This window comes from Microbacterium sp. CCH5-D1 (assembly GCF_001557335.1).
GTDB classification, from domain to species: Bacteria; Actinomycetota; Actinomycetes; order Actinomycetales; family Microbacteriaceae; genus Microbacterium; species Microbacterium oxydans.
Window position 1 is genome coordinate 1 of the sequence record NZ_LSJW01000319.1, and the last position, 558, is coordinate 558.

Below are 558 nucleotides of genomic sequence, written 5' to 3' on the forward strand. Positions count from 1 at the left end.
TCGCGTCCTCGCCGATCACGCCCCAGGCGTCCCCCGTGACGTACAGCCGATCGATCAGCTGCAACCCGCACGCGTCCGCCTGAGCGGCGATCTGCTCACCGACCGCCTCGGCACGCTCGCGCTCGCCGTAGACGACCAGCGCCAGGCCCGTGACGTTCTCGACCTTGCAGATCAGGCCCATCGCCACCCGCGCGAGCTCGGCGGCATTGTCGGCGGCAGGGAGATCGAAGCGCATCGCGCCGATCGTGCGCGAGCCGGTGAACGGCACCGCCACGACCGACTCGATGGGACGGAAGCCCAGCAGCGCCGGGAGCGCCGCGAGGAAGTCGCCGGCTCCGGTGACCTTGTGGGTGGTAGTCATGTCGTCCTCCTAGAACTGTTGTGTATCTGACATACATAACACTAGTCGATGCGGCGGACATTGGCAACCCTGGTCTGCGCTCGCCGCCGGTAGTTGCCGAGACGTGCGGATGCCCCGTCGGTGTTGGTCCCGGCGGGGCATCTGTGCTGCGTCAGCGGTGGGCCGCTAGTCGTCCCACGATCGGCGCGGCGTGAAGT

1 protein-coding gene is annotated in these 558 nt (G+C 68.1%); it reads right to left on the bottom strand.

The window, feature by feature from the left end; all coding sequences use genetic code 11:
- On the bottom strand, positions 1-361 hold a 361-nt coding region (locus AX744_RS19525), incomplete at its 3' end, for a DUF4192 family protein (protein WP_157543664.1).
- Positions 362-558: the final 197 nt, after the last annotated feature.